Origin of the sequence: Halomonas rhizosphaerae, assembly GCF_030010555.1 — a bacterium.
In the GTDB taxonomy this organism is placed as follows: Bacteria; Pseudomonadota; Gammaproteobacteria; order Pseudomonadales; family Halomonadaceae; genus Halomonas; species Halomonas rhizosphaerae.
Genome location: NZ_JASCQP010000044.1, coordinates 17,175 through 33,175 on the forward strand (window position 1 = coordinate 17,175; position 16,001 = coordinate 33,175).

The 16,001-nt window shown below is 69.7% G+C and carries 19 protein-coding genes; 5 read left to right on the plus strand and 14 right to left on the minus strand.

Translation table 11 applies throughout. The features are described 5' to 3' along the window. The first annotated feature begins 34 nt into the window (after positions 1 to 34). Together folB and folK are read left to right on the plus strand one after the other, a co-directional pair. Positions 35 to 400, plus strand: a complete 366-nt coding sequence (gene folB, locus QLQ83_RS17955; protein WP_282736874.1) for a dihydroneopterin aldolase — start codon at positions 35 to 37, stop codon at positions 398 to 400. Beyond that, the gene (gene folK / locus QLQ83_RS17960) at positions 400 to 918 is read left to right on the plus strand and encodes a 2-amino-4-hydroxy-6-hydroxymethyldihydropteridine diphosphokinase (protein ID WP_282736875.1); all 519 of its coding nucleotides are present in this window, start codon (positions 400 to 402) and stop codon (positions 916 to 918) included. Before folB ends, folK begins: the two co-directional genes overlap by 1 nt. 3 nt (positions 919 to 921) lie before the next feature. On the opposite strand, the gene QLQ83_RS17965 is transcribed toward folK, so the two are convergent. From QLQ83_RS17965 to QLQ83_RS18000, 8 genes are all read right to left on the minus strand, one after another. Further along, positions 922 to 2,082, minus strand: a complete 1,161-nt coding sequence (locus QLQ83_RS17965; protein ID WP_282736876.1) for a polynucleotide adenylyltransferase — start codon at positions 2,080 to 2,082, stop codon at positions 922 to 924. A gap of 3 nt (positions 2,083 to 2,085) precedes the next feature. Next, positions 2,086 to 2,409, minus strand: coding sequence for a thiosulfate sulfurtransferase GlpE (gene glpE, locus QLQ83_RS17970; protein ID WP_282736877.1), 324 nt, complete (start codon positions 2,407 to 2,409; stop codon positions 2,086 to 2,088). A 30-nt stretch (positions 2,410 to 2,439) separates the two neighbouring features. Further along, entirely contained in the window at positions 2,440 to 3,264 is an 825-nt protein-coding gene (locus tag QLQ83_RS17975) for a symmetrical bis(5'-nucleosyl)-tetraphosphatase (protein ID WP_282736878.1), read from the minus strand. 43 nt (positions 3,265 to 3,307) lie between these two features. After that, the gene (gene apaG / locus QLQ83_RS17980; RefSeq protein ID WP_282736879.1) at positions 3,308 to 3,706 is read right to left on the minus strand and encodes a Co2+/Mg2+ efflux protein ApaG; all 399 of its coding nucleotides are present in this window, start codon (positions 3,704 to 3,706) and stop codon (positions 3,308 to 3,310) included. After that, positions 3,703 to 4,518, minus strand: a complete 816-nt coding sequence (rsmA, locus tag QLQ83_RS17985; protein WP_282736880.1) for a 16S rRNA (adenine(1518)-N(6)/adenine(1519)-N(6))-dimethyltransferase RsmA — start codon at positions 4,516 to 4,518, stop codon at positions 3,703 to 3,705. Before rsmA ends, apaG begins: the two co-directional genes overlap by 4 nt. Positions 4,519 to 4,766: 248 nt before the next feature. Continuing rightward, complete coding sequence (gene pdxA, locus QLQ83_RS17990; RefSeq protein WP_282736881.1) at positions 4,767 to 5,810, minus strand: 4-hydroxythreonine-4-phosphate dehydrogenase PdxA; 1,044 nt, start codon at positions 5,808 to 5,810, stop codon at positions 4,767 to 4,769. Further along, a complete protein-coding gene (locus QLQ83_RS17995; protein ID WP_282736882.1) occupies positions 5,810 to 6,469 on the minus strand; it encodes a SurA N-terminal domain-containing protein in 660 nt (219 codons plus the stop codon). The genes pdxA and QLQ83_RS17995 overlap by 1 nt, the downstream gene beginning before the upstream one ends. Positions 6,470 to 6,501: 32 nt before the next feature. After that, positions 6,502 to 8,979 (minus strand): LPS-assembly protein LptD, encoded by a 2,478-nt coding sequence (locus QLQ83_RS18000; protein WP_282736883.1) that lies wholly within the window; start codon positions 8,977 to 8,979, stop codon positions 6,502 to 6,504. Between the two features lie 166 nt (positions 8,980 to 9,145). Here QLQ83_RS18000 and QLQ83_RS18005 point away from each other — a divergent pair, with 166 nt between their 5' ends. From QLQ83_RS18005 to QLQ83_RS18015, 3 genes are all read left to right on the plus strand, one after another. Continuing rightward, a complete protein-coding gene (locus tag QLQ83_RS18005) occupies positions 9,146 to 10,171 on the plus strand; it encodes an aminoglycoside phosphotransferase family protein (RefSeq protein WP_282736884.1) in 1,026 nt (341 codons plus the stop codon). Beyond that, the gene (gene murU / locus QLQ83_RS18010) at positions 10,168 to 10,842 is read left to right on the plus strand and encodes an N-acetylmuramate alpha-1-phosphate uridylyltransferase MurU (RefSeq protein WP_282736885.1); all 675 of its coding nucleotides are present in this window, start codon (positions 10,168 to 10,170) and stop codon (positions 10,840 to 10,842) included. Before QLQ83_RS18005 ends, murU begins: the two co-directional genes overlap by 4 nt. Positions 10,843 to 11,135: 293 nt before the next feature. After that, positions 11,136 to 11,555, plus strand: coding sequence for an OsmC family protein (locus QLQ83_RS18015; protein ID WP_282736886.1), 420 nt, complete (start codon positions 11,136 to 11,138; stop codon positions 11,553 to 11,555). Between the two features lie 132 nt (positions 11,556 to 11,687). On the opposite strand, the gene coq7 is transcribed toward QLQ83_RS18015, so the two are convergent. The 6 genes from coq7 to phaR form a co-directional block, all read right to left on the minus strand. Then, positions 11,688 to 12,332, minus strand: coding sequence for a 2-polyprenyl-3-methyl-6-methoxy-1,4-benzoquinone monooxygenase (gene coq7 / locus QLQ83_RS18020; protein WP_282736887.1), 645 nt, complete (start codon positions 12,330 to 12,332; stop codon positions 11,688 to 11,690). 71 nt (positions 12,333 to 12,403) lie between these two features. Then, positions 12,404 to 12,745 carry a histidine triad nucleotide-binding protein gene (locus QLQ83_RS18025; RefSeq protein WP_282736888.1) on the minus strand — a complete coding sequence of 114 codons (342 nt, stop codon included), beginning with the start codon at positions 12,743 to 12,745 and terminating at the stop codon, positions 12,404 to 12,406. Between the two features lie 29 nt (positions 12,746 to 12,774). Beyond that, on the minus strand, positions 12,775 to 13,647 hold the full coding sequence (locus QLQ83_RS18030; RefSeq protein ID WP_282736889.1) for a phosphoribulokinase: 873 nt from the start codon (positions 13,645 to 13,647) through the stop codon (positions 12,775 to 12,777). After that, on the minus strand, positions 13,647 to 14,081 hold the full coding sequence (locus QLQ83_RS18035) for an acyl-CoA thioesterase (protein ID WP_282736890.1): 435 nt from the start codon (positions 14,079 to 14,081) through the stop codon (positions 13,647 to 13,649). Before QLQ83_RS18035 ends, QLQ83_RS18030 begins: the two co-directional genes overlap by 1 nt. A 38-nt stretch (positions 14,082 to 14,119) precedes the next feature. Beyond that, positions 14,120 to 15,415 (minus strand): phosphoribosylamine--glycine ligase, encoded by a 1,296-nt coding sequence (gene purD, locus QLQ83_RS18040; RefSeq protein ID WP_282736891.1) that lies wholly within the window; start codon positions 15,413 to 15,415, stop codon positions 14,120 to 14,122. Between the two features lie 70 nt (positions 15,416 to 15,485). Next, a complete protein-coding gene (gene phaR / locus QLQ83_RS18045) occupies positions 15,486 to 15,950 on the minus strand; it encodes a polyhydroxyalkanoate synthesis repressor PhaR (protein WP_282736892.1) in 465 nt (154 codons plus the stop codon). Positions 15,951 to 16,001 lie beyond the last annotated feature (51 nt).

Below are 16,001 nucleotides of genomic sequence, written 5' to 3' on the forward strand. Positions count from 1 at the left end.
CGGTCCGCAACCTTCACTGGCCCGGGGACCCCCGATGGATCTTGTGCTGATCGAAGCGCTCGAGGTGGACACCGTGATCGGCGTCTACGACTGGGAGCGTGCCATCACCCAGACGCTGCGGCTCGACCTGGCACTGGGCACCGATATCCGCCCCGCGGCGGCCGGTGACGACATCGGCCTGACCCTGGACTACGCCGCCATCAGCGAGCGCATCGCCGCCTTCGCCGACGAGCATGACGTCGCCCTGGTGGAGACCTTCGCCGAGCGCCTGGCCGAGACCCTGCGTGACGAATTCGCCATCCCCTGGCTGCGCCTCACCGTGCGCAAGCCCGGCGCCGTGCCTGCCGCCGCGGCGGTGGGCGTCTGTATCGAGCGCGGCCAGCGGACAGGGAGCGACTGATGGCGCAAATCACCGTCAGCATCGGCAGCAACATCGAGCGCGAGCGCCATGTGCGGATCTGCCTGGATGCCCTGGCCGAGACTTTCGGCCCGCTTGTCATCTCGCGGGTCTTCGAGAGCGAGCCCGTGGGCTTCGAGGATGGTCGCAACTTCTACAACCTGGTGGTGGCCTTCGACAGCGACCGTCCCGTGGGCGAACTGCAGGCCTGGTGCAAGCGACTGGAGTTCGCCAACGGCCGCCGCGAGGGGGTCCCCAAGTTCAGCCCCCGGACCCTGGACATCGACCTGCTCACCGTGGGCGACCTGACCGGCCGCCACGACGACGTCGAGCTGCCCCGTGGCGAGATCCTACACCACGCCTTCGTGCTGAAGCCGCTGGCCGAGCTGCTGCCCGAGGCCCGTCATCCGCTTACCGCCAGGACCTACCGTGCCCACTGGGATGCCTTCGAGACCGGCCAGCAGCGTCTCTGGCCGGTGGAGTTCGTCTGGCAGGGCCGAGGCATCTCCGCGCCGGACTGAGCCTCAGGACCTCGTCCCGGCGCTGGCGAGGGCGCCGTCGATGGCCTCCCAGCGCCGCCGCGCCAGCTCCTCGCCCAGTTCGCGCCCCCGGTAGCCCTCGGCCACCAGGGCCTTCGGCAGGATCTGCTGGGCCAGGCGCCATGCCAGGGCCAGGTCCGCCGCCAGCCCCGGGTCCTCCAGGCTCACCAGGCTGATCAACGGCGCCACCCGGTCGCCGCGGCGCCATGCGTCGATGCCGTCGAGCCAGGCCATCACCCGGGCCCCGTCCAGGCCGTGCCGCGCCACCCGAGCCAGCAGGGAACGGGTACGGGCCGCCTGGCCGGCCAGCTCTTGATGGGCGCGGGGCAGGCGCAACCGCTCGGCCAGGGCGTCGCGGTCCTCGTCATCCAGGTGCTCCACCAGCCGCGCCCAGCGCCAGCGGGCCTGTGACTCGGCCTCGATGTCCTCCGGCAAGCGGTGCAGGCGCCCCAGCGCCTCGTCGAGGGCCGACGGGTCGGCCGCCAGCTCCGGCATCAATACCGCCAGGGCGCCACAGTCGTCCAGCACCTGGAAGTAGACCTCCGGCCAGGGCTCGCCCAGCGCCTTCTCGGTCTCGGCCCAGACCCGCTCGGCCACCAGATGGGCCAGCTCGCCGCTCTCCACCAGCTCACGCATCAGCCGCCGCGTCGGCTCGGCGATGACGAAGCCCAGGCCGGCGTAGCGGGCGAGGAAGCGCGCCGTGCGCAGCACCCGCAGGGGGTCCTCGACGAAGGCCGAGGAGACATGGCGCAGCCGGCGCGCCTCCAGGTCGGCCAGGCCACCGTGAGGGTCGACCAGCTCTCCCTCCGGGGTCTCGGCCATGGCGTTGATGGTCAGGTCACGGCGCGCCAGGTCCTCCTCGAGGGTCACCTCGGGACTGGCATGCACCACGAAGCCGGTGTAGCCGTGACCGGACTTGCGCTCGGTGCGCGCCAGGGCGAACTCCTCGTGGCTCTCGGGGTGCAGGAAGACCGGGAAGTCGCGCCCCACCGGCTTGAAGCCGCGCCGGCGCATCTCCTCCGGCGTGGCCCCCACCACCACCCAGTCGGTGTCCTTGACCGGCCAGCCAAGCCGGGCGTCGCGCACCGCCCCGCCGACCCGGTAGACCTCGAGCCCCTGCAGGTGCGGATCCTCGACCGCGGCCATGGTTCAGCGCTCCACGCGGTCGGGGTGGCGAAGCTGCCAGTCGGTGAAGCCGCCGTCGAGGCTGTAGACCTCGGCGAAGCCCTGGCCGGCCAGCCAGGCCGCCGCCTGCTGGCTGGAGTGACCGTGGTAGCAGACCACCACCAGGGGCGTCTCGCGTGACGCCTCCTCGATGAAGGCGCCGACCGTGTCGTTGTCCAGGCGGCGGCTACCGGGGATATGGCCCTGGGCGAAGCTCTGCGGGTCGCGGATATCGACCAGCGCCAGCTCGCGTCGCTCGGCGAACCAGCCGGCCAGGGTCGGGATATCGAGATGCTGGAAGGTCGTCATGGCAGCCTCATGGTCGGAAAGGGGTGGGACTCAGCGCTGGCGGCTCGGGACACTGATGCGCCTGCCGCTCCCGAGGTCCAGGGCGGTCAAGCGGCTGCCCCAGACGCAGCCGGTGTCCAGCGCCTCGGCGCGTACCCGGCTCGCCGGCGTCTCGCCCTGCAGCGCCGCCCAGTGGCCGAACAGCAGCCAGGGGTCGTCGTCGCGAGGAAACTGGAACCAGGGGGCAAAGCCGGGCGGTGCACTGTCGAGGCCCTCCTTGGCGGCGAAGTCGAGACAGCCGGCGGCATCGATGAAGCGCATGCGGGTGAAGACGTTGATGATCATCCGCAGGCGGTCGATGCCGTCGAGGTCATCGCGCCAGCAGGCCGGGGCGTTGCCGTACATCCGCTCGAGAAAGGCGCCGGCCCGCTCGCCCGTGAGGCGCGACCCCGCCTCGCTGGCCAGCCCTGCGGCCTGCTCCACCGACCACTGCGGCAGCAGGCCGGCGTGGGTCATGACGGTATCGCCCTGCTCCCCGGCGCACCGGCGCACCAGCAACGGGCGCGACTGCAGCCAGTCGAGCAGGCGCTCGCGGTCCGGGGCGGCCAGGATGGTCGAGAGCGTGTCCTTGCGGTTCTCGCGGGCGCCTCCGCGGGCCACCGCCAGCAGGTGCAGGTCGTGGTTGCCGAGCACGGTGGTGGCGGACTCGCCCAGCGCCATCACCTCGCGCAGGCAGGCAAGCGACTCGGGGCCGCGGTTGACCAAGTCGCCGGCCAGCCACAGATGGTCGCGACGCGGGTCGAAATCGAGTTGTTCGAGCAGGGCGACGAACTCGTCGTGACAGCCCTGCAGATCGCCGATGGCATAGGTGGTCATCGCGGCCCCCCGGGGTCAGTGAGATAGGGTCGGATCGGTGGAGTCAGTGCACCTGGTTGGGCCCGGCCAGCCGGAAGGGGGCAACGGCCACCTCGAAGGGACGCTGGCTGGCGGTGTCGACGCAGGTATAGGTGCCCTCCATCACCCCCACCGGGCCGTCGAGAATCGCCCGGCTGGTGTAGCGAAAGGTCTGGCCGGGTCCGATCATCGGTTGCTGGCCCACCACCCCCTTGCCACGCACCTCCTGCACCTTGCCGCTGCCCTGGGTGATCTTCCAGTAGCGGGCGAGCAGCTGAACGCTGTGCCGGGAGGTGTTGTGCACCGTGACGGTATAGCTGAAGACGAAGCGCTGCTCGTCGGGCGCGGACTCCTCGATGCGGAAATCCGGCGCCACGTCGACGCGGATGGCATGGTCGAGCCCTTCCGGGATGGTCAGGGTCATGAGGCGTCTCCTTCGGCCGCGGCCAGATGGTTGGCGATACGCACGAACTCCTCGACGCTGAGCGTCTGGGGGCGCCGCCCCGGATCGATCTCCAGCGCCTCGAGGGTCGCGGCGTCGATGCGCCCCTTGAGATTGTTGCGCAGGGTCTTGCGCCGCTGGCCGAAGGCCTCGCGCACCAGGGTGAAGAGCAGTCCCTCGTCACGGGCCGGATGCGGGAGGGCGCGGTGGGGGGTGAGGCGCACGATGGCCGACTCCACCCTGGGGCGCGGCACGAAGGCCTCCGGCGGCACCGTGAACAGCGCGTCGACCCGGCAGTGGTACTGGGCCATCACCGAGAGGCGCCCCCAGTCGGGGCCGCCCGGGACAGCGGCCAGGCGCTCCACCACCTCCTTCTGCAGCATGAAGTGCATGTCGGCCACGGCATCGCCGGCTTCCAGCAGGTGTACGATCAGCGGCGTGGAGATATTGTAGGGCAGGTTGCCCACCACCCGCAGCGCCGCCCCGTCGCCCCTCAGGGCCCGGAAGTCCACCTTCAGGGCGTCGCCCTCGTGGATGACGAAGCCGGGCTTGTCGAAGAACTGCACGCGCAGGCCGGGAATCAGGTCCCGGTCGAGCTCGATCACCTCGAGATGGCCACCGGCCGCCTCGAGCAGCGGTTCGGTCAGCGCCCCCTGGCCGGGGCCAATCTCCACCAGCCGGTCGCCGGGGCGGGGCCCGATGGCCCGCACGATGCGCGAGATGACGCCGGGGTCGCGCAGGAAGTTCTGGCCGAAGCGCTTGCGGGCCCGGTGAACCGGGGAGCGGGATGCCATTCAGGGGTGTCCTTCTATCACTAGGGTCTTGAGCTATTTCCGTGCACGGAGCTTTTCCGGCGACAGGCTTACGAGCAGGCGCTGTGAATACATCCCTGTACGCTACCGACGCCCTGCGGCGCTCTCGCGTCCCGCTCCGCTTGCAGGTCCGGTGCTGGCCATCCATGGCCAGCCCGTTCGGAGCAATGCTCCTCACCCCTGGCGTAGGACCTGCTCTTCAGCCTGTCCCCGGCGCTCCTCCAGATCGGCTATACCCCGCGGCCGGCCATCTCGGCGGCCAGGGCCACCGCGACCCGCAGGCTGCCGAGATCGGCGCGCCCCGTGCCGGCCAGGTCGAGGGCCGTGCCGTGGTCCACCGAGGTGCGCACCAGCGGCAACCCCAGGGTGATATTGGCGGCGCGGCCGAAGCCGGCATACTTCAAGACCGGCAGCCCCTGGTCATGGTACATGGCCAGCACCGCATCGACGCCCTCGAGGTGACGCGGGGTGAACAAGGTATCGGCGGGCAGGGGCCCGTCAAGGGCCAGCCCCTCGGCCCGCAGGCCCTCCAGGGCCGGAATGATCACGTCGAGCTCCTCGCGGCCCAGGTGGCCGCCCTCCCCGGCATGGGGATTGAGCCCGCAGACGGCGATGCGCGGCGCCGTGATGCCGAACCAGCGCTGCAGGTCGGCGTGGAGGATGCGCAGCAGGCGTTCGAGCCGGGGCGCGGTGATGGTGTCGGCCACCTCGCGTAGCGGCAGGTGCGTGGTGGCCAGTGCCACCCTCAGGGCCGCCTCGCCCCGCCAGCCCGCCTCGCGGGCATGCAGGGCGCTGTCGGTGGCGAGCATCATCACCACCTCCGCCACCCCGCAGGCATCGCGCAGGTACTCGGTGTGGCCGGTGAAGCCGGCATGGCCTGCATCCAGGATCACGCCCTTGTGCAGCGGGGCCGTGACCATGCCGTCGGCCCGGCCGGACCGGCAGGCGTCGATCGCCACGTCCAGGGTCTCGAGGACATGGCCGGCATTGGCTGGGTCGAGACGGCCGGGGTGCGAGGGGGTTCGCAGCGCCACGGGCCACACCGGCAGCAGGCCGCGTCGCGCCACCGGCGGGGGCTCATCGGGCGCGAGCACCCGGATCTCCACCCGGCGGTCGAGCATTGCGGCACGCTCGGCCAGCAGGACCGGGTCGCCCACTGCCACCACCCGGGCGGCGGGCCCCCCGTCGGCGGCCAGCATCACCGCCAGTTCCGGCCCGATGCCCGCCGGCTCGCCGCAGGTCAGGGCCAGTACCGGTGCGTCGCGCGATACCATCAACGCTCCGCGAGGCGGTTGTCGACGAAGGCGCGGCTGCGGATCTCCTGGACCCACTCCTCCATCTCGGCGTTGACCTTGCGCTGGAACAGCGCCTGGCGGGCCTGCTCGCGGCTGGCACCCTGCTGCTCCATGAAGCGGTCCACCTCCCGCTCGGAGATGTTGACGCGACTGGCCACCTGGCGTTGCTGCAGCTGGCGCATCATCAATTCGCGGCGGACCTGGTCACGGACCACGGAGAGCGAGAGGCCATCGGCCTCGAGGGCATCGGCGAACTGGTCCAGCGTCATGCCATTGTTCTCGGCGATGGTCCGCACCTGGCCGTTGAGCTCGGTGTCGTCGACGCTAAGGTTGGCGTCACGGGCCATCTGCAGCTGGATCTCCTCGACGATCATGCGATCCAGGACCTGCTCGCGCAGGACCCCCTCGGGCGGCACCTCCTGCTGCTGGCCGGCGATCTGGCTGCGCGTCTGGGCGACGCGCTCCTCGAGTTCGCTCTGCATGATGGCGCCATCGTTGACCACCGCCACGATGCGATCCAGCGTCTGGCGACCCTGCGGCGGGGAATCCGGGGAACCGGCTTCCTGCGCCTGCCCTGCCAGGGGCAGGGAGGCAAGGCACAGGGCCAGCGCCAGGGTGGCGATACGTCGACTGCGCATGTCTCTCTTTCCTCTCGTCATTGTCAAATGTCTCAAGGCCGGCCGAGGGCGGTGGCCCGATAGCCCGGGATCGCCTCCTCGAAGTAGCTGTCGGCCTCGCCGCCGACGCCGCCCAGCCCCTTGAACACGAAGCGCAGGAAGACCCCCCGGTCGGTGAGGTCATCCTCGATGGTGTTCGCGGTGTCGTTGTCGTCGATCCACTCGCGCCAGACCAGCTGCAGACCATAGCAGCAGTCGTTCCACTGGACACCCGCCAGCTGCTCCAGGGCACGGTCGTTGGTGTTGTCGTAGAGCAACCGGCCGATCAGGTCCACGCGGCGGCTGGCCTTCCAGGCGAACGAGAGGTCGTACTCCTCGCGGTTGTAGTTGACCACGTCCTCGTCCTCCTGGGACGGGTCGAAGCCTTCGAGTTGCCAGCGATAGCCGAAGTTCACCACGTGGCCGGCATCGGCGCGATACTGCAGGGCCAGCGAGGTGCTCTCGGTCTGCTCGAGGTGGTCGTCATAGAGCCACTGCCAGCGCGAGCGCCAGTGGTCGGTGAGCTGCCAGTCGACCCGGGTGACCAGTGGCGAGCGGTCTCGCGTCGCCCGATAGTAGCGCTGGAAGTTCGACTCGGGCGGCAGGGTATCCGGATCCCCCGCCATGTCGATGGTGCGATCCTCCAGGTAGTAGGCCTGCCCCACCCCCACCGAGAGCCGCTCGCGCCCGGTAGCATCGGCCAGCAGCCGCGACTCGAGCCCCAGGGAGACGCGATTGAGGTCGCCCACCCGGTCGCTCCCGGTGAAGCGGTAGGGCGACCAGAGCTGGTTCCAGGAGAAGGCCTGTTCGGCGGTGTCGAAGTTCGGGAACTCGGTCTGGTCGCGCGCCGGCACATAGGCGTAGTTGATGCGCGGCTCCAGGGTCTGGCGATAGCCGCGCCCGCCCAGGTCCAGTTCCCGCTCGAACACCAGGCCCCCGTCGATTGTGCCGACCGGCACGCTGCGGGTGAGGCCCTCGTCGCGCTCGGTCTCGCGCTCGCCGTAGTCGAGCTGGTAGGCGGTGGCGAGCCACTCGATGCGCGGTTCCAGGTGACCCCAGCTCTCGTCGAGCCGCCAGCCGGTGGCCGGCGAGAGGTGCAGCCGGGTACCGTTGGCCGCCTCGGCGATGGGGATCCTCAGGCGCCGGTCCCCGACTTCATAGATGCCCTGCTCATCGGCATTCACATCACGCCAGAAGTACGTCAGGTTGGAGCGCCACTGCTGGTAGAAGCCGCCGTCCTGGGACCAGCGGGCGTTGGCGGTCAGGCTGGGCAGCCGGTAGAAGGGCTTGTCGCGTTGGAGCAGCGGGTCGTCGAGCTTCTGGTAGCCCTGGGCCCTGGCCTGCAGCTGCCAGACGTCGCCACGGTGGTCGAGCCGGGCGAGCCGCGGCATGCTGCCGGTATCGCCATCGCCGAAGCCACGCCCGAAGTCGTCGAAGTAGCGCCCGTCGCTGGCCGCCCCATAGCGCAGCCGGTAGCGGGTGCGGGCATCGAAGCGGCCCGCATGGCGATAGTCGAGGTACCAGCGGGCATCGCCGTTCTCCAGCGTGGAAGCATCGGAGGCATCGTCTCCCGCGGCGCGGTCATCGGCGATGTAGGCGCCCTCGACCTGCCCCGCATCCTGCTCGAACAGGTAGCGGTACTCGCCGCCCAGCAGAAGGCCGCGGTCGCTGATCCAGCGCGGCGTGATCGTGGCGTCATGGTTCGGGGCGATGTTCCAGTAGAAGGGCTGGGCATAGTCCAGCGAGTCGGTGGAGAGCCCGATCATCGGCCACAGGAAGCCGGTCTGGCGACGCTCGTCGAGGGGGAAGCGCACCCAGGGCCAGTAGAAGACCGGCACCTTGCCCATCTCCAGACGGGCATGGGTCGCGGTGCCGACGCCGCGCTCGCGGTCGAGCAGGATATCATTGCCCACCAGGCGCCAGAGGTCGCTGCCCGGCTCGCAGGTGGTGAAGCTTGCCTCGGTGAGGCGATAGCGGCCATCCTCGAGGCGCGCCAGGCGTACCGCATCGCCGCGCAGGCGCTGCTCATGCGCCACGTAGTGGGCCGTGTCGATGCTGGCGGCATCGCTGTTCAGCGACAGTTCGGCCGCGTCACCGCGCACCAGCAGGCCGCTGTCGCGCAGCGCCAGGGGCCCCTCGGCATAGGCGGTCTCGCGACTGCCGGGCACGCGCACCCTTGGCGCCTCGAGCTGGGCATTGCCGCGGCGCAGCAGCACCTCGCCACCGAGGCGCGTCTCGCCATCCTCCCCGTAGTCGGCGCTGTCGGACTCGCTGGCGACCTTCTCGCCGGGTGGCGGCGGCAGCCGGTAGTCCGGCATCACGTAGCGGCCGCGACACAGCGCGTCGGCGGGGCGCGCCTCGCCCCAGGGCTGCCAGTCCAGCTGGTCGGCCGGCAGCGGCTCGGGCGGCGCCGCCCCGAGGGGGCCGCTCGCCAGGCCGGTACAGACCAGGCCTGCCAGGGCCGTCCATGTCCACGAGAGTCGCTTGCCCATGCTCCACGATGTCCTTGGCGGGGTGAATCGGTATTATACAGGCCGCATCCGGCCTGTCCTGCCGGCATGGGCCCCTGCCATCGCCGACGAAGTCGGGAACTCAGCATGCGGGGCCTCCAGGGGGCCGTCAACCGCACCCGCCTCTCACACAAGGAGCCAGACGACGATGCCAGAGGCCACCGACACCACGCGACCGGAACGGCTGCGCCAGTGGGCTGCCCGCCGGCACGCGCTGCCGGCGTCCGCCATCGCGGTGCGACTCGCTGCCGGCGACGCCAGCTTCCGGCGCTACTTCCGCCTGCAACTGCCCGACGGCACCACCCGCATGCTGATGGATGCCCCGCCCGACCGGGAGGACAGCCGTCCCTTCGTGGCCATCGCCGAGCATTGGCGCTCGGCCGGCCTGCCCGTGCCCGCCGTGCATGGCGTCGACCTGGCACAGGGCTTCATCGAGCTCGACGACCTGGGCGACACCCCGCTGCAGGAGTGCTTCCAGGGCGATGATGCCCCCGCGACCCTGGCCTGGCACGAACGCGCCCTCGAGCTGATCCACGCGCTGCAGAATCGCGCCCCCGTCGAGGGGCTGCCCGCCTATGACGCCGCCCTGCTCGGCCGCGAGCTCGACCTCTTCCCCGACTGGTGCCTCGGGGAGTGGCTGGACATGGCCGCCCCGCCGGGCTGGGCGGCACTGCGCGAGGTCCTGATCGCCGAGGCCCTGGCCCAGCCGGTGGTTGCGGTGCATCGCGACTTCGACGCCATGAACCTGATGGTGCAGGACGAGGCCCTGCACCTGATCGACTTCCAGGATGCCGTGGCCGGACCGCTCAGCTACGACCTGATCTCGCTGCTGCGCGGTCGTTACTGCCGATTCCCCCCGGCCCGATTCGCCGCCTGGGTGGAGGCCTTCCGAGTGCGCGCCGTCGCCGACGGCAGGCTCCTCGGCGATGTCGACGCCGCGACCTTCCATCGCCAGGCACAGGCCATGGCCGCCCAGCGCGCGCTCAAGGTGCTCGGCATCTTCTGCCGGCTGACCCTCCGCGACGCCCGCGAGGGTTACCTCGAGCGGCTGCCGCACTTCCTCGGCCATCTGGAGGACAGCCTCGCCGACCTGCCCGGTCACGCGGGCCTGAAGACCTGGCTCGTCGACACCTTCCGCCCGGCACTGGCGGCGCGCCTGGAGGCCGGCGCATGAGGGCGATGATCCTGGCCGCAGGGCTCGGCACCCGCATGCGCCCGCTCACCGACCACTGCCCCAAGCCGCTGCTCGAGGTGGGCGGCAAGCCGCTGATCGTCCACCACCTCGAACGCCTGCGGGCGAGCGGCATCAGCGAGGTGGTCATCAACGTCAGCTACCGCGCCGAGCAGATCGTCGCGGCGCTGGGTGACGGCGCCGCCTTCGGGATGCACATCGCCTGGAGCCGGGAGGCGAGACCGCTGGAGACCGGTGGCGGCATCCGCCAGGCGCTGTCCCTGCTCGGCCAGTCCCCCTTCCTGCTGGTCAACGGCGACGTCTGGTGCGACCTGGAGCCGGCGGCACTGCCCGCGCTGGGCGACGACCTGGCCCGGCTGGTGCTGGTGGACAACCCCGACCACCATCCGCAGGGCGACTTCCACCTGGACGCCGGTGGCCGGGTGCACGCCGAGGGCGAGCCACGGCTGACCTTCGCCGGCATCAGCCTGCTCGACCCCGCGCTGGTGGCCCACGAGGCGCCCGGTGCCTTCGCCCTGGCGCCGCTGCTCAGGCGCGCCATGGCCGAGGGGCGCATCGGCGGCCATCACCACCGCGGCGCCTGGATCGATGTGGGCACGCCCGAGCGGCTGGCGGCACTAGAACAGTGGCTGCAGGCAAGGCACAAGCAGTGAACCGAAGCGAGAGGCGTCGGGGACAGGCCGAAGAGGGGGCCTATGCCAGGGGTGAGGAGCACTGCTCCGAACGGGCTGGCCACGGATGGCCAGCACCGGTCCTGCAAGCGGAGCGGGACGCGAGAGCGCAGCAGGGCATCGGTAGCGCCCAGGGAGGGGTTCACAGCGCCCCCTCGCAGGCCCGTCGCCGATAAAGCCTCAAGCGATATTCGAGTAATGCACCGAGGCTGAGCACAGGAGCCGCAGCTGCTATGCTGCCTGACCTGCGAATTCAACTGAAGGAAGCCGATCCCATGAAAGCCAGCGTGAAATGGACCGATGGACGCCAATTCGTCGCCGAGAGCGGCAGCGGCCACAGCGTGGTCATCGACGGCCCGCCCGACCACGGCGGCCGCAACACCGGCCCGCGGCCCATGGAGATGCTGCTGATGGGCATGGGCGCCTGCACCTCCTTCGACATTCTCAATATCCTGGACAAGGCCCGCGCCGACGTCACCGACTGCGTGGCCAGCCTCGAGGCCGAGCGCGCCGACGAGGTCCCCAGCGTCTTCACCAGGATCCACGTGCACTTCACCGTCAGCGGCAAGGGACTGAAGGAAAAGCAGGTGGCCCGTGCCGTGGAGCTCTCCGCCGAGAAGTACTGCAGCGCCTCCATCATGCTGGTCAAGGGCGGGGTCGAGATGACCCACTCCTTCACCATCGTCGAAGAGTAGGCGCCGAGCGCCGCAGGATGATGTCACTGCCGATGCCGATTTAAACGACGTAACCCCGCCGGACTCGACATCCTGCGGGGTTTCTCGTCGGCTTCCTCGACACCTGCCGCCCGTCACTGAGCAACTCGGCGCTTACAGTCGATAGACGCTCTTGGTCATCACCTTCGACATGAGCTTCATGCCCAGCTTGACCGGCGCGGGGAAGCGGGCGCCACCGGCCTCCAGGGCCAGCTGGGCATGGTGGGCCTCGTCGATGGCCATCTGGCGCAGCACCGCCCGTGAGCGCTGGTCACCCGGCGGCAGCTTGACCAGGTGCTCCTCCAGATGGTGGCCCACCTGCTCCTCGGTGGCGGCCACGAAACCCAGGCTGATCCGGTCGCCCACCGCGCCGGCCGTGGCACCGAGACTGAAGGAAGCCGCGTAGAACAGCGGGTTAAGCAGGCTGGGCCGGTCATGCAGTTCCTGCAGACGGGTATCGCACCAGGCCAGGTGGTCGATCTCCTCCTGGGCGGCCTGCTCCATCTGGTCGCGCACCTCCGGCAGCTTGGCGGTGCATCCCTGGCCCTGATAGAGGGCCTGGGCACACACCTCGCCGGTGTGGTTGATGCGCATCAGCCCGGCGGCGTGCCGGCGCTCCGCGTCGCTCAGCGGCTCGTCATGGATCTCCGGGGTCGCCGGCGACGGACGCGAGGGCGCGGCCGCATGGGGCACCAGGGTCCTCAGCACGGTATCGAACTGGTGGATGAGGTTGTCGGTGCGGGAAAGGGAACGGGGCATGGCGGGTCTCTCGAGAATGCACCAGATGCGTCGTACGCCTGTCGCGCGCGGCGCGAGCCGCAGAGCGCCAGCTAGCCAGCCGGCCAAGTGAAGCGACGACCGCCCATCAGGTGCATGTGAATATGATAGACGGTCTGACCACCCTGGTCATTGCAGTTCATTACCACCCGGTAGCCCTCCTCGGCAAAGCCCTTCTCCGCCGCCAGCTGCGCGGCGGTGTACTGCAGTCGGCCGACCAGCGCCAGGTCGTCCTCCTCGATGTCGTTGAGGGTGGCGATATGCTGCTTGGGCACGATCAGCATGTGGGTGGGTGCCTGGGGATTGATGTCGTTGAAGGCCAGCACCGCATCGTCCTCATAGACGATGTCGGCGGGAATCTCGCGATCGATGATCTTGCAGAACAGGCAATCCATGGGGGTCGTTCCTCCGGTCGGGTCTCGGGTCAACGGAAGCGCCGCTGGGCGAGCAGGTGGCGGACCAGCGGTCCCAGGATCAGCTCCATGGCCAGCGACAGCCGTGACCCCGGCACCACCAGGGTGTGCGGGCGGCTCATGAAGGCATCCTGGATCATCGCCAGCAGGTAGGGGAAGTCCACCGTGGCCGGGTCGCGAAAGCGGATCACCACGAAGGACTCGGCATCGGTGGGGATGTCCTGCACCTCGAAGGGGTTGGAGGTATCCACCGTAGGCACCCGCTGGAAATTGATATGGGTACGCGAGAACTGCGGCTGGATGTAGCGCACGTAGTCGTCCATGCGCCCCAGGATGGTATCGATCACAGCCTCCTGGGAGTAGCCACGGTGACGCATGTCGCGATCGATCTTCTGGATCCACTCCAGGTTCATGGTGGGCGCCACCCCTACCAGCAGGTCAACGTGGCGGGCGATGTCGAGCTCGGCAGTGACCAGCCCCCCGTGCAGGCCCTCGTAGAACAGCAGGTCGGTGCCGCAGGGCAGCGACTGCCATTCGGTGAAGGTGCCCACCTGGTAGCCGGCTTCGATCATCTGCTTGTCTTCGGCATGGATATAGTGGCGGTAGGTGCCATTGCCATGCTCACCGTACTCCTGGAACAGCGCCTCGAGCCGGTCGAGCAGATTGGCCTCCACGGCGAAGTGGGAAAGCTCGTCCTTGCGCTCGGGCTCGTCGAGGAGGAGCCGCGCCAGTTCCTGGCGGGTGTAGCGGTGGAAGGCATCGCCATCGACGAAGGCGGCATGCACCGCCTCCCGGGCGAACATCCGCTCGAAGGTACGCTTCACCGTGGTGGTGCCGGCACCGGAGGAGCCGGTCAGGGCGATGATCGGATACTCCCGGGACATCAGTTCGCTCCTGCCAGGGCATACCGCACGTCGGCCGGGATCGCCACCGGTCGGCCGCTTTGCGGATCGACCAGCATCAGGTTGATCCGCGCCGTGGCCACCGTCACGCCATCGGCCTCGCGCAGGATGCGATGGTAGACGCCGATCGCCTTGCGTCCCGGCTCGGGGATGGCCGTCTCGACCACCAGGGCATCGGGCCAGCGCGTCTCGGCCTGGTACTGCACGGCGAGATCCGCCGCCACGCAGGGATAGCCGCCGAGGTCCCACTCGCGAAGGTCCCGCGAGGCGAGGGCCGCCACGCGGGCCTCGTGCAGCAGTGACACCAGGGCATCGTGGCCCAGGTGGCGACCGTAGTTCATGTCGGTGATGCGCACCGTCAGCGGGTGACGGTGCACCACGTCATCCGTGGGAAAGCTCAGTCTGACACGCTCCATCCTCGCTCCTGATCTTGTTGTATCGGCACCGCACGCCATCAAGCGTCATCGCGCTCCCGGGCGATGGCCCGGTGGGCGATGTCGCGGCGGTAGAGCACGTCGGGCCAGGCGATCTCGGCCACCCCCTGATAGGCCAGGTCGCGGGCCGCCCCCACGCCGTCCCCCAGGGCAGTGACGCAGAGCACCCGCCCCCCGGCGGTGACCACCCGGCCCTGTGAATCCTCGGCGGTGCCGGCATGGAAGACCTTGCAGCCGGTGGCCTCGGCGGCCTCGAGCCCCTCGATGGCATCTCCCTTGCGGTAGCTGCCCGGGTAGCCCCCGGCGGCCAGCACCACGCCCACCGCGGCACGCGGGTCCCAGTCGCAGGCATGGCCGGCCAGCTCGCCGCGGGCCCCGGCCAGGCACAGCTCGGCGAGGTCGGCGCGCAGGCGCAGCATGATCGGCTGGGTCTCGGGGTCGCCGAAGCGGCAGTTGAACTCGATCACCTTGGGGTTGCCGTCGGCGTCGATCATCAGGCCGGCATAGAGGAAACCGGTGTAGGCATGCCCCTCCTCGGCCATGCCGCGCACCGTGGGCCGGATGACCCGTGCCATGATGCGCTCGAAGACCTCGTCGGCGACCACCGGCGCCGGGGAGTAGGCGCCCATGCCGCCGGTGTTGGGGCCGCTGTCGCCGTCGCCGACCCGTTTGTGGTCCTGGCTGGTGGCCATGGGCAGGATCGTCTCGCCGTCGACCATGACGATGAAGCTCGCCTCCTCACCCTCGAGGAACTCCTCGATCACCACCCGGGCCCCGGCATCGCCGAAGGCGTTGGCCTCGAGCATGTCGCGGATCGCGGCTTCCGCCTCGTCACGGGTCATGGCCACGATGACGCCCTTGCCGGCGGCCAGGCCGTCGGCCTTGATGACGATGGGCGCGCCCTTCTCTTCCAGATACTCGAGGGCCGGCGCTACCGCGGTGAAGGTGCGGTAGTCGGCGGTGGGAATGGCATGCCGGGCCAGGAAATCCTTGGAGAAGGCCTTGGAGCCCTCGAGCTGGGCCGCACCGGCCGTCGGCCCGAAGATCGCCAGGCCCGCCTCGCGAAAGCGGTCGACCACGCCCTCGACCAGGGGCGCCTCGGGACCGACGATGGTCAGCGCCACCTCCTGCTTCCGGGCGAAGGCCACCAGGCCCGCCAGGTCCGAGGCGCCGATATCGACATTCTCGAGGCCCGGCTCCCGGGCCGTGCCGGCATTGCCGGGCGCGACGAAGACGGTCTCTACCCGGGGGGACTGGGCGACCTTCCAGGCCAGGGCGTGTTCGCGGCCACCGCCGCCGATGATCAGGACCTTCATCCGCTGTGCTACCTCACAACCGTGCAAGAAACGTCGCGGCATTATGTCAGAAACTCGCCCGGGGCGCCGCTCACGGCTTGCCGCCGCCCTTGTCGTCCTCGTCGGGGGGGCCGGCCTGGTTGATGGTCTTCTGCCAGAACTTCATGTTCTCCTCGGCCAACTCGCGCATCAGCTCCATGGGCGAGTGCCGCATGGCCTGCTGCCACTGGTCCTGCATGCGCTTCTGCTGCTCGAGCATCAGCTTGGTGCCCTGCTCCAGATACCGGGATAGGGGCAGTGGCTGGGCCATGTCATAGACGCGGATGAACTGGGCGAGCAGGTCGTTGGAGAACACCTGCGCATCACCGTCGGCCTGCTCCTGCTCGATGATGATCGACAGCAGGATGGTGCGGGTCAGGTCCTCGCCGCTCTTGGCATCCTCCACGCGGAAGGGCACCTCGTCGAGGATCAGGCCGCGCAGGTCCTCGAGGGTCACATAGCGGCTCTGTTCGGTATCATAGAGCCTGCGGTTGGCATACTTGCGAATCACGCGCACGGCGCTGCTCCTTGTTATACGAAGGGGCGGCTGCCCCTTTACGGCTATTGT

Excerpts from the sequence above, each read along its gene's own strand:
- folB (WP_282736874.1), top strand. The coding sequence starts at position 35 with ATGGATCTTGTGCTGATCGAAGCGCTCGAGGTGGACACCGTGATCGGC.
- folK (WP_282736875.1), top strand. The coding sequence starts at position 400 with ATGGCGCAAATCACCGTCAGCATCGGCAGCAACATCGAGCGCGAGCGC.
- QLQ83_RS17965 (WP_282736876.1), bottom strand. The coding sequence starts at position 2,082 with ATGGCCGCGGTCGAGGATCCGCACCTGCAGGGGCTCGAGGTCTACCGG.
- glpE (WP_282736877.1), bottom strand. The coding sequence starts at position 2,409 with ATGACGACCTTCCAGCATCTCGATATCCCGACCCTGGCCGGCTGGTTC.
- QLQ83_RS17975 (WP_282736878.1), bottom strand. The coding sequence starts at position 3,264 with ATGACCACCTATGCCATCGGCGATCTGCAGGGCTGTCACGACGAGTTC.
- apaG (WP_282736879.1), bottom strand. The coding sequence starts at position 3,706 with ATGACCCTGACCATCCCGGAAGGGCTCGACCATGCCATCCGCGTCGAC.
- rsmA (WP_282736880.1), bottom strand. The coding sequence starts at position 4,518 with ATGGCATCCCGCTCCCCGGTTCACCGGGCCCGCAAGCGCTTCGGCCAG.
- pdxA (WP_282736881.1), bottom strand. The coding sequence starts at position 5,810 with ATGGTATCGCGCGACGCACCGGTACTGGCCCTGACCTGCGGCGAGCCG.
- QLQ83_RS17995 (WP_282736882.1), bottom strand. The coding sequence starts at position 6,469 with ATGCGCAGTCGACGTATCGCCACCCTGGCGCTGGCCCTGTGCCTTGCC.
- QLQ83_RS18000 (WP_282736883.1), bottom strand. The coding sequence starts at position 8,979 with ATGGGCAAGCGACTCTCGTGGACATGGACGGCCCTGGCAGGCCTGGTC.
- QLQ83_RS18005 (WP_282736884.1), top strand. The coding sequence starts at position 9,146 with ATGCCAGAGGCCACCGACACCACGCGACCGGAACGGCTGCGCCAGTGG.
- murU (WP_282736885.1), top strand. The coding sequence starts at position 10,168 with ATGAGGGCGATGATCCTGGCCGCAGGGCTCGGCACCCGCATGCGCCCG.
- QLQ83_RS18015 (WP_282736886.1), top strand. The coding sequence starts at position 11,136 with ATGAAAGCCAGCGTGAAATGGACCGATGGACGCCAATTCGTCGCCGAG.
- coq7 (WP_282736887.1), bottom strand. The coding sequence starts at position 12,332 with ATGCCCCGTTCCCTTTCCCGCACCGACAACCTCATCCACCAGTTCGAT.
- QLQ83_RS18025 (WP_282736888.1), bottom strand. The coding sequence starts at position 12,745 with ATGGATTGCCTGTTCTGCAAGATCATCGATCGCGAGATTCCCGCCGAC.
- QLQ83_RS18030 (WP_282736889.1), bottom strand. The coding sequence starts at position 13,647 with ATGTCCCGGGAGTATCCGATCATCGCCCTGACCGGCTCCTCCGGTGCC.
- QLQ83_RS18035 (WP_282736890.1), bottom strand. The coding sequence starts at position 14,081 with ATGGAGCGTGTCAGACTGAGCTTTCCCACGGATGACGTGGTGCACCGT.
- purD (WP_282736891.1), bottom strand. The coding sequence starts at position 15,415 with ATGAAGGTCCTGATCATCGGCGGCGGTGGCCGCGAACACGCCCTGGCC.